At 60.3% G+C, this 9,341-nt stretch carries 9 protein-coding genes; 6 read left to right on the top strand and 3 right to left on the bottom strand.

What is annotated here, in order from left to right; genetic code table 11:
• Positions 1 to 5 precede the first annotated feature (5 nt).
• Positions 6 to 2,330 (top strand): S9 family peptidase, encoded by a 2,325-nt coding sequence (locus NFE57_RS15625; RefSeq protein WP_252136524.1) that lies wholly within the window; start codon positions 6 to 8, stop codon positions 2,328 to 2,330.
• Here the strand turns inward: NFE57_RS15625 and NFE57_RS15630 are convergent.
• The 3 genes from NFE57_RS15630 to NFE57_RS15640 form a co-directional block, all read right to left on the bottom strand.
• Positions 2,293 to 4,056, bottom strand: a complete 1,764-nt coding sequence (locus NFE57_RS15630; protein WP_252136525.1) for an asparagine synthase-related protein — start codon at positions 4,054 to 4,056, stop codon at positions 2,293 to 2,295. The genes NFE57_RS15625 and NFE57_RS15630 overlap by 38 nt on opposite strands.
• 8 nt (positions 4,057 to 4,064) lie before the next feature.
• The gene (locus NFE57_RS15635; protein WP_252136526.1) at positions 4,065 to 4,784 is read right to left on the bottom strand and encodes a lasso peptide biosynthesis B2 protein; all 720 of its coding nucleotides are present in this window, start codon (positions 4,782 to 4,784) and stop codon (positions 4,065 to 4,067) included.
• A gap of 488 nt (positions 4,785 to 5,272) precedes the next feature.
• Entirely contained in the window at positions 5,273 to 5,908 is a 636-nt protein-coding gene (locus tag NFE57_RS15640) for a GntR family transcriptional regulator (RefSeq protein ID WP_252136527.1), read from the bottom strand.
• A gap of 371 nt (positions 5,909 to 6,279) precedes the next feature.
• On the opposite strand from NFE57_RS15640, the gene NFE57_RS15645 reads away from it, so the two are divergent.
• The 5 genes from NFE57_RS15645 (at position 6,280) to NFE57_RS15665 (ending at position 9,217) form a co-directional block, all read left to right on the top strand.
• Positions 6,280 to 7,164 (top strand): helix-turn-helix domain-containing protein, encoded by an 885-nt coding sequence (locus NFE57_RS15645; RefSeq protein ID WP_252136528.1) that lies wholly within the window; start codon positions 6,280 to 6,282, stop codon positions 7,162 to 7,164.
• 202 nt (positions 7,165 to 7,366) lie between these two features.
• Positions 7,367 to 7,822, top strand: a complete 456-nt coding sequence (locus NFE57_RS15650; RefSeq protein WP_252136529.1) for a response regulator transcription factor — start codon at positions 7,367 to 7,369, stop codon at positions 7,820 to 7,822.
• A 48-nt stretch (positions 7,823 to 7,870) separates the two neighbouring features.
• Entirely contained in the window at positions 7,871 to 8,287 is a 417-nt protein-coding gene (locus NFE57_RS15655) for a hypothetical protein (protein WP_252136530.1), read from the top strand.
• An 8-nt stretch (positions 8,288 to 8,295) separates the two neighbouring features.
• A complete protein-coding gene (locus NFE57_RS15660; protein ID WP_252136531.1) occupies positions 8,296 to 8,802 on the top strand; it encodes a hypothetical protein in 507 nt (168 codons plus the stop codon).
• Entirely contained in the window at positions 8,762 to 9,217 is a 456-nt protein-coding gene (locus NFE57_RS15665; RefSeq protein ID WP_252136532.1) for a winged helix DNA-binding protein, read from the top strand. Before NFE57_RS15660 ends, NFE57_RS15665 begins: the two co-directional genes overlap by 41 nt.
• Positions 9,218 to 9,341: the final 124 nt, after the last annotated feature.

A 9,341-nucleotide genomic window follows, 5' to 3' on the forward strand; every position in this document is an offset into this window, starting at 1 on the left:
CGACCATGTTTCCCATATTCATCTTCTCGCGCGCTGTGCAGCACACCTTCGTGTCGGTCGTCGTGGCTGGAATCCTCGTGGGGCAGGAGCCGGCCTTTGCGACGAACCCGTCGGTGCCGCTCAATCCGGTGGTATTCGGAGAAAGGGCCGTGCCACCCGTCGGCCATCGCCCTTTCTCGATCGATGACATGCTGCGGCGGCGGACGATCGGCGACGTTCAGCCATCTCCGACCTATCGGCTGGTCGCGGTGACCATCAGCCGTCCGGCTGCTCCCGGAGAACGCTTCATGGCGGACAATCGCGTGCTGGATGACAACGCCAATGGTCGTGCGGATCTGTTCATCCTCGACACCGGCGGCGGCGCGCCAGCCTATACCTCCCAATCGATTCCGGGCTTGCGAACCGCGTATGCACCGGTCTGGTCGGCAGATGGGTCCAGGCTCGCGTTCCTCGGTATCCTTCGTAATGGCATCACGAAAATTGTTGTCTGGGATGCAGAAACACGCCGTTCACGTTCCTTCAAGATCCATTCGGCGCGTCGGGGCGTACCGCTTCGAGGCGCGCGCGGCGTTGCCACGGACACAGGTCTCGTCTGGGTCAATCATGACACGCTCGCCTTCGTTGCTGCACCGGACAGGCCAGATCGGTTGACGGCGACAATTCAGGCCTGGCGGAAGACCTGGGCTGGCGATCCATCGGTACGAATCTGGTCGACAACGACGCCGGTCTCGTGCCGCGCGGAGGATGCGCTGACCATGGTTTCGGCCGAAACGGGCCTGACGCGCACGCTCGCGGTTGGACAGATCAAAGGCGCGTCGTTTTCTCCAGCCGCCGATAGTGCGATCGTCGTCACTGGCGAAGCGCGGCGAAGCATCGCCTTTAACGGCCGAAAGGCATTTCCTCCCCAAGCTAACTTGGCCGACTTCGAGATGCGCGCCGCTTGGCGTGCAGATATTGTGCGGATCGGTGATGGCGAACGCCGCCCATGGCTGGGCAATGCCGAAGGGCCGGTCAGCCAATATAGCGTGCCGGCGTGGTCGCGCGATGGACGCCGGGCTTATGCTGTAACCCGCACCGGTTATGTCGAGGGGAATGGCCCCGTCGATCTGATCACCCGCGACATCGCGACGGGTAAAAGTGTGCATCATCGATTCACTGCCCTGCATAGCGCGGAATTGGCTGGAGACATTTATCTGCTCAAGGCCCGCGTTCCCGAGGGGGTAGAATTGCCAATCGCAACGGGACCGAATTTCGCGCGGGAACCGCATGTGGCGCTTGAAGATCTGACACCGGACCAACGGGACGCGCTCGGGCTGGACATAAAATTTCTTGCCCGAAAACAACGCCCCGCTGCACCGATGGAGCAGGCCGTCTTCGATGGATGGTCCGCCGGGGCGATCGCGCTTTTTCATGCCGACGCACCTGACGGCACATACCTGTGGGCGGTCGGACCGGGAGGCAAATCCCGGGTCTTGCTATCGACGAACGGTTTCGTCGCGGGCATCACGCGCGCCGCTTTCCGCCGTGTCGAATATCAGGTGGGCGGGGAGGAGAGATCAGGCGTGCTGTTTCTCCCGACAGTTGCTCGAGGCGATGGCGCAACGCTGCCGCTCGTCATGACGGCCTATCCCGGATTTTCTGCGCCGAAGCCGTATCTGTCTGCTGCGAATGCAAGTTCGGATTGGCAGCTACGAAGCCTACTCGCGCATGGCTTTGCTGTATTCGTCGTCGATTTCAGAGCCTTCCCAAAAGATGGCGCGGGCGTGCTGACCGAGCGTATCATGCGCGAAATGATCCCCGCGATTGCGGCCGCCAAGGCGCTTCCCGAGATCGATTCCAGGCGCATCGGTTACTTTGGCCATTCATATGGTGCGGTGACGGGACTGACCGCTTTGGCCCAGGTTCGAGATTTTGCTGCGGCTGTGATTTCGGCACCCGTCGCGAACCTCGCGCGATACGGTTTATCACCTCGGCCGGAAGTTGCCGATCTGAATTGCGCGCCGACCGTCACATCCGATCTTCAGGAGGTCCAGGACGCCGATGGCTTCCTTTCCTTTGACGGCCCGATTGGCGATCATCTGCCCGATTATTTGGCGCAGAGCCCGATCTGGCAGGCGAGCCGGATCGTCACGCCGACCCTGATGGTCCGCGGTGAACTGGATTCGTTCAACGGTGCCGACGAATTGTTTGCCGCGCTCGCGGAGAAGGGCGTGGATGCGGAACTGGCGGTTTATCGTGCCGAGCCCCACAGCCTGGGCAGCCCCGGCAATGTCCACGATGCTTCGGCGCGGATTATTCGGTGGTTCGAGACGTATCTGCGGGAAAGGTGACGTGTGAAATTGACGCGGTTTGACTGTGTGAACGAACCGAGCGGGCTCGCGCCAGGATCATCTGCTGGATCCAGATTTCGGTGGTGATGCATGCGGTGAACCCGCCAAAATCCATCTTCCCCGCGAGGCTGAGGGGTGTAAGCGCTGCGTCCATTCGTTGCCGGTCTACATAGCCGCGACGGACCAACTCCCCATTCAGCATCAAATCTCGCAGGAATGGCAGGTTCTGCGTCATTACCTGAATCCAGTGACTGGTGTTGGATCCTTTCCCTCGTCTATCCCGCACAAGGTCAGGCAGCAGGTCGCCAAACGTCTTCCGAGCCAGACCGCGGTGAATCGCCCCGCGTCCGAACCAATAGGTTGGAATCCTGAGCGAGGTGTCGAGCAGGGGGAAGGACAGCAGCGGGTGGATTTCGTCGGTGGGGAATGCCGGCCCATATCGCCAGAGGTGATCCTGAAGCTGATGGAAACTCACGATCTGGTGCTGTTTGCCTAGCCGCGGTGATCGGGCGAAGGCGATGTCCGGGTGGAGGAAGTCATCCCACCGGGCGACCGTAGCGTTGGGCGCGAGAAAGGCGTTGGGTGTTACGACCCATTGCGCCAACTCACCCGACCGATGGGCTCGATATCCGCTCCACAACATGGTCCAGAGCGTCTCGCGCGCCAGCGGCGCGTGTTGATGTGCGATGGCAATAATCTCACGCAGCGGCCGTCGATCATCGAACGCATCCGCGACGATTTGAGGCGAGGCGTGTTCATGAAAAAGATGGTCGCCTCCTGTTCCTGAAAATATCGCTTCTGGTGCAACCTCCGCTGCGATCCGTTCACGCGCTTGCCGATATCCCAGCGGCAGGACGAAATTGCCCGGACGCAATCGCCCACCTGCTTCGTCGAGTTCGAAATGCAGGTCGTGCGGCGAGATGGTTTCGATTCTGAGAGGAACGCCGTTCAGACTTGCTACTGCTTCGGCATATTGACGTTCGTCGCCTTCGGCATGGGATACCAGATAATTGACTCCGATGACGGTGGTACCGGGTGCGCAGGTACGAAGGAGGCCCAGGACGATCGCTGAGTCCAGGCCGCCGGAGACCGTCAGCGCGATACGTTCGTAACGTCGTCCCCATGAGCCTACCGATTCCTCGGCCGCGTGGCGAAGTTCGTGTTGTGCCTCCTCAATGGTGGCAAATGGCGCTGAGGCTGATTCGGCGGGTATCCATCGGGCGCGTTCTTCGGTCGTGTCGCCGATGACCTCACATTGCCAACCGGGAAGCAATTCCGTGACGCCGACTATTCCTGTCCGGCGCCCGCGGCTGTGCGGCGCATTCAAATGATAGACGATGTAATCCCAGTCGATGTCGGGTTGGACATGGAGCAGGTCGATGACATGCATCGGGTCGGAACAGAACAATTCTGCGGCGTGGGTTTGCAGGCGCCAGCATGGCACCAATCCAGTCGGGTCACGGTCGATGACAATGCCTCGCTCACCGGACCAGTCGATACGAACATACGCACCAGGGTCGCCAGGGCCCGCACGGGGTTCGACGCCGAGCGTGCAGCAACCGGGCTTGATATGCGCGGCGAAGCGGGATTGAGGTCGCGACTGGCAGTAGATCAGCAGTGCGCGAGAGAGATGGAGCGGTCGCAAGCCGGAGCGAGCGAAAAGACAAGCCAATGCCTCGAAGGCAGCTTCGTCGGAGCGTGCGATAGCGACGACAAACTCGATCATTGGTGCTGCTAGACAACCAGCATGGGTGTGAACTGGCGGATTCGATCATGGGCTTCGCCGATCGCGATTTCCGTGACTTGAACCCAGCTATGGGCGATGAATGGATCGAGGCGTACGCCGAGAACGAACTGCGCCGACACACCGCGACCACGCAAGAAGCCTCTCAAGGCGAGGGCATCCAGGCGACATATCGGTCGCGCTGGAAAGAACGGGCGTGCCGCGTAATATGCATCGATCAGGCGCTGAAGGTCGGTGTCGTACTTGGCCGCTGAACGGCAAACGCTGGTCTCAAGTCGGCGCAGCAAGACGGCCATGCTACCACTTCGAAGTGCATCCCAGGCGCTGAGGAGATTGCCGAGCACGTCGATCGTCCCTCGAAGCCCGAGAGGTTGACCAAGCGGGTCGCAGTACCGCGGTGTCGGGTAAGCGGAGGCTGTGGACACGTCCGGCATATCCCGGCTTTCCGACGGACCGTCATTCTGTGCAAATCCGCAACGGGTGAGCCTGCTCAACGCTTCCAGGGAAGGAGGGGGCTGGTCCGGTCGCGGGCTATTGGACAACCAGATAAGCGCTGCCGCGAGTTCCCCATCGAAAGCCGAATATCGATTTGTCCGAATATCGAGAACAACCACTCTTTCCCCGATCGGGGCGACATAAATGCCTGGTGAAATTCGCATGATGTTTTCACCGTCTAATGAGACGGCGCGCCGGTAGGGCGCGCCGTCCATCGGTCAGTCAATGCGAAGCGTGTTCTGCTCTTCGCCGGGGAAAACACTGTCTCCCTCGGTCGCCGAGATCGCGTCGCCCAAGTCGATGATGACATCGTTCGGCTCTTCGGTGTTGTCCATGTTGGCCTCCTGTCAAAGCGCAGCGGGACTGCTGCAATGGAGCAATATAAAGGGGCGTTTTCACGAGCGGGGTTTATGTTCAAACTATGTTGGAATTGTCATTAATTTAAGAGAAGTATGCCCGCCGCGTTGTTAATTTATACCGAAAGAAATATTCTTGTAAAATAGTACGTATATAAAATAATTATGCCAAATCTGATTATATTTACTTTTGTCGATTGAAGTTTCGCCACGATGTGGGAGAGGAAATCTCTAAATGTCATTTCAATCCGGCCGCGACGGCTGCGGAGGTTGTCGATCGGTATGGATCGGCGTGCTGGCGTGGAATCTCACGCTCGCCAACCTTCCTGGATTCGAGCGCGAACGCGCTATTGACGAACGCGGTGACGCAGCCGCACAAGCTCCGGCACATGAGCGAGCCGGCGATCCCGATATTGCTCAAGGGCCGAACGCAGAGCGCTGTGTTCTTCCTGCGCTAGCAGTGTACTCATGGCTTTGATCTCTGACAGGCCATCGGGGATCAGGCGCTTCTCGAGCCGGCGCAAGGCGTGCAGGCGATCGTTCGTCTGCGCCATGGCGAATTTGACGTCCGCAATCTCCGTTCGGGCAGCCAGACATGCAAAGAACTGCTCGGTCGCGAGAACGTCCGGGTCGTTCTTCGCCACGATGATCGTTGGCGGCGAGCCGCGCGCGTCGTCGATCGGATCTTCCACCGCGAGATCAAGGGCGACATGTGCGATCTTGCACATCCAGCGATAGGTACCGCGCAGGGCCGCTTCGTTGAGAAACGGCATATGGAAGCCCTCGCCGGGCAGTGACAGGAGCAGGTGTTCGACGGCCAGGCGGCCCAGGACCATATGGACCGTCGACGCGCTTGACGCTGTCATCTCGGCGAGACCGCGCGGATCAAGGCGCTCACCCGCGAGGAAGACACCTCGGAGGATGTCCGCCTTGATTGATTGATAGACTTCAGCGGCGGTCGCTCTGCGGGGTTCCATCGACATGCTCACCTCTCGTCCACGGCGGTCGAAGCGCGTTGCGTGGCGAGCCTCGATCCGACCGGAGGTCCACCGCCGGGATACGTATTCCGGGTTGACCACGTCTCCCGGGTGTTTCCTCCGACGCCTGCGGGATTTCGGTTGAACCATAGTATCGAGTTAGCCGGCGTGGCTTTACGATTCTGGCGGTAATGGTCGATGTTCTCACCGATCCGGTGACGTCTTTTTACCATCTTACCAACGGCTTGTGATAGGTGCCGGCGTCGACGGCAGGTGGAGTGGTAACGGATCGAGGGGACAGTGCTTGTGGATGACTGTGAGGTGATCACGACAGCGTCGTTTGCGTCCCTTGATCCACACTCGGCGATGACGGGCCGATGACAGATACCTGCAACCTGATCGAGTTCACGACAGACGGTATCACGGGCGACTTTCGTCCGCTCGGCCAGTTGTCGCACGCGGGCGTCCATGTGATGCGCGCCCAGTTCGCGCCTAACCCGGGGCGGCTGACCGGGGCGGCGCGGTTCCTTGTCGGCGTTCATGAGAGCGGACCGATGGATTTCACGTGGCAGCTACCGCGCGATGGTAAACGTCGACAGACGCGATTTGACGTTGGGTCGGTCTACATCAATCCGGCGCATCGTTATTTTTTTCAGCAATGGCACGCCCGGCCCCAAGGCCTGATCATCGCACTCGACGATACCATTCTCGACCTGGTCGGAGACACGTTTGGCGGCCGTCGCGGCAGTGACCTTCTCACGGTCGTGGGGGCCCGTGACCCGGAAATCGAGAAGGCCGCACGCATCCTGTCTGGCGAGATCGCCGAGCCGCATGGTCCGGGGCGGCTCCTCGCTGAAGGCGTCTCGCTAACGCTCGCTGTTCATCTGTTCCGCACTTATAGTGATCGTCCGCCTTCGCGCCGGATGCCCAAAGGCGCGCTCGGCGCTGCGCGTCTGCGGCGGGTGATCGATTTCATCGAAACGCACATCGGTGATGATATCTCACTGTTGGAGCTTGCCGACGTCGCGGGGCTGAGCGTCAGCCATTTCGGCGCGGCGTTCAAGGCCGCTGTCGGTCTATCGCCTTACCGCTATGTCATTAAACGCCGGGTGCACCGGGGCGAGGATCTCCTGCGCTCGAGTGATCGACCAATCACATCGATTGCTTATGAGCTGGGGTTTCCCAGTCATGGGCATTTCAGCACCCAATTCCAACGCCACATCGGCGTATCTCCGTCACGCTATCGCAACGACGGCCGTTAGCGAACCGATGTTTCGAGTGGTGCGCGACGCTTTCGCGGCTTCGGGAAGCCCATTCCCGACCCACCCGGCAACCGAAGTAAAACGCTCGATTGAAGGCGAGGGATGATCTCGCTCACCAGAATGAATGGTTGCTGCTTCGATCACGACGGTGAGCCAAATCGGTTTGACGTAGCGCTGCCACGTCGCAAGTGTCGGTTGTGGTATGAGAATCGACCTTTTAAGCGCGCGGGAGAAGGAATGCCTCCACCTGCTATTGCACCCCATGCGGGCGAAGGAGATCGCGCGCGTTACCGGCCTGTCGGTCCATACCGTTCATGATCACCTGAAGTCTGCACGGCGCAAACTCGGCACTGGAGACAGCCTGACCGCGGCTAAGATCCTTCGAGATCACGAAGGTGGGCATCCCCAAAATTTGGGGTCCACAGAATCGGGATGGCGCGCCGACAATGGCGACGGGCATGACGTGGAGGTCGAAGTCGAAACGATCGGATTGGCCGTTCTTCCGTTCGCTCAAAGGGGTAGGCCGTGGAATGACCTGAGTTTGCGATGGCGGATCATGTGGCCGCTGCTACTCTTGGTCGGTCTCGCCATTGGCGCCGGCGTATTAGTCGCTGGCGCGTCTGCGCTGACCCAGATCGCGCTGCAACTGTCAGGCTGACTTCGACGACCCAAGCACGCCCGGGAAGTCCCGGGGGAAAGGATCGTGATGTCCATTACGCATCTTCGCCGAGCCCACAACCGTCGGCACCACGTCGCGGGAGCGATCGTCGAACATCTCACAGCATTTGAAAGCGATCTGGGCCGAGCCTTAGCCAGCGGTTCGCGTCTGATCGGCTTCCTTCCTGACGCGCGCACCCAGGCCGATGTGTCGGCCGTGGTCGGTCAGGAGGCGATCAGTCATTTCGTAACATCGCTCGGATTGATTTCGGACGCGATGGCGCAGGTGGTCGATGGACATCACAGTCTCGACCGCACGCGGCAGTTTTTCGGGATTCCACTCGAGGCCGGAGGCGATAAAGACACCATTCCGTCGTTGCGCGGCGAAGCAAGGGCGAAGGAGGGTGGTTCGTTGCAACCGGCGGTGGTTGACGGGAGGCCTCTCAATGTCGATCGCATGGCGTGATGCTCAGGATGGCTGTCTTCAATCTCCTTTATGTCGCAAGTTGCCTGTTCGCGATGGCGCGAGGTGGTGCGCCGGAGCGGGTTGGAGCCGGGATTCTCATCCTGGATTTTCAGCTCAGCCACTGGCTGATCGCACCGCTCGGCGCCGGAAGGTACCTGGGCGTCGAGTGGCCGATGTTTGGTGTCGATTTTGGCGCCTTCCTTGCGCTTTACGCGCTCTCTCTGCTCTCGACGCGATATTGGCCGATCTGGATGGCGGCGGTGCAAGGGTGCGTAGCGCTCTCTCATCTTGCGGGCTTGAGCCCCGCCGTCGTGCCCTGGGCTTACGGCAATTTCGTCGCGCTCTGGGCCTATGCTCTCCTGGCGATCCTTGGCGTGGCGACGTGGCGGCATCGCCGACGGCAGCGGCGCTTCGGTATCGACCCGGCATGGCGAAGTCAGCTTCCCTCCTTCTATCGCAAGGGAGGTCGTGCCGATGACCCAAAATTCCGCCCCAGTGATCAACGCGCGCCCTGACTACCGGGTCGAGACGATCGGGCCACTGTCGGAAACGCGCGCGAAGACCTTCCTCGACAGAGGCGTCATCGGCAACTTTTCGGCGATGGCGCGTGCCTTCTATCAAGAGCGACGGTGGCGCGACCGTTACTTCGACCATGCCCTTTTCGCGGAGCCGGGTTGGGACATGCTGCTGGATTTGAGGTTCCATGTCGACGGACCCCGCCATCTTTCCAGTTCATCCGCCTGCATTGGAGCGGCGGCACCGGCCTCAACCGGGCTTCGGCACCTGCTCGCACTGGAACGTTGCGGCCTTGTCGAACGTCTCGCCGATCCTTCGGACGCCAGGCGCAAACTCACCCGGATGACTATCAGGGGCGTTCGGCTCATGGACGCCTATCTTGCGGAGGTCGCGATCAGCCGTATGTCGACTTAGGATCAGGACCTATTAAATCTCTTGCCGGGAAGGCGATTGGTTGATTCAATGGCGGCGTGAGGAGGCGTTGCCATGAATGATCTGATCTGGCTTTCGGATGCGCAGATGCGGCGGATCGAGCCAT

Source organism: Hephaestia sp. MAHUQ-44, assembly GCF_023806085.1.
Taxonomy (GTDB): Bacteria; Pseudomonadota; Alphaproteobacteria; order Sphingomonadales; family Sphingomonadaceae; genus Sphingomonas.

What these genes read in the sequence shown, in the direction of transcription:
- NFE57_RS15660 (WP_252136531.1), top strand. Translation starts at nt 8,296, where the DNA reads ATGGCTGTCTTCAATCTCCTTTATGTCGCAAGTTGCCTGTTCGCGATG.
- NFE57_RS15635 (WP_252136526.1), bottom strand. Translation starts at nt 4,784, where the DNA reads ATGGACGGCGCGCCCTACCGGCGCGCCGTCTCATTAGACGGTGAAAAC.
- NFE57_RS15645 (WP_252136528.1), top strand. Translation starts at nt 6,280, where the DNA reads ATGACAGATACCTGCAACCTGATCGAGTTCACGACAGACGGTATCACG.
- NFE57_RS15630 (WP_252136525.1), bottom strand. Translation starts at nt 4,056, where the DNA reads ATGATCGAGTTTGTCGTCGCTATCGCACGCTCCGACGAAGCTGCCTTC.
- NFE57_RS15655 (WP_252136530.1), top strand. Translation starts at nt 7,871, where the DNA reads ATGTCCATTACGCATCTTCGCCGAGCCCACAACCGTCGGCACCACGTC.
- NFE57_RS15640 (WP_252136527.1), bottom strand. Translation starts at nt 5,908, where the DNA reads ATGTCGATGGAACCCCGCAGAGCGACCGCCGCTGAAGTCTATCAATCA.
- NFE57_RS15650 (WP_252136529.1), top strand. Translation starts at nt 7,367, where the DNA reads ATGAGAATCGACCTTTTAAGCGCGCGGGAGAAGGAATGCCTCCACCTG.
- NFE57_RS15665 (WP_252136532.1), top strand. Translation starts at nt 8,762, where the DNA reads ATGACCCAAAATTCCGCCCCAGTGATCAACGCGCGCCCTGACTACCGG.
- NFE57_RS15625 (WP_252136524.1), top strand. Translation starts at nt 6, where the DNA reads ATGTTTCCCATATTCATCTTCTCGCGCGCTGTGCAGCACACCTTCGTG.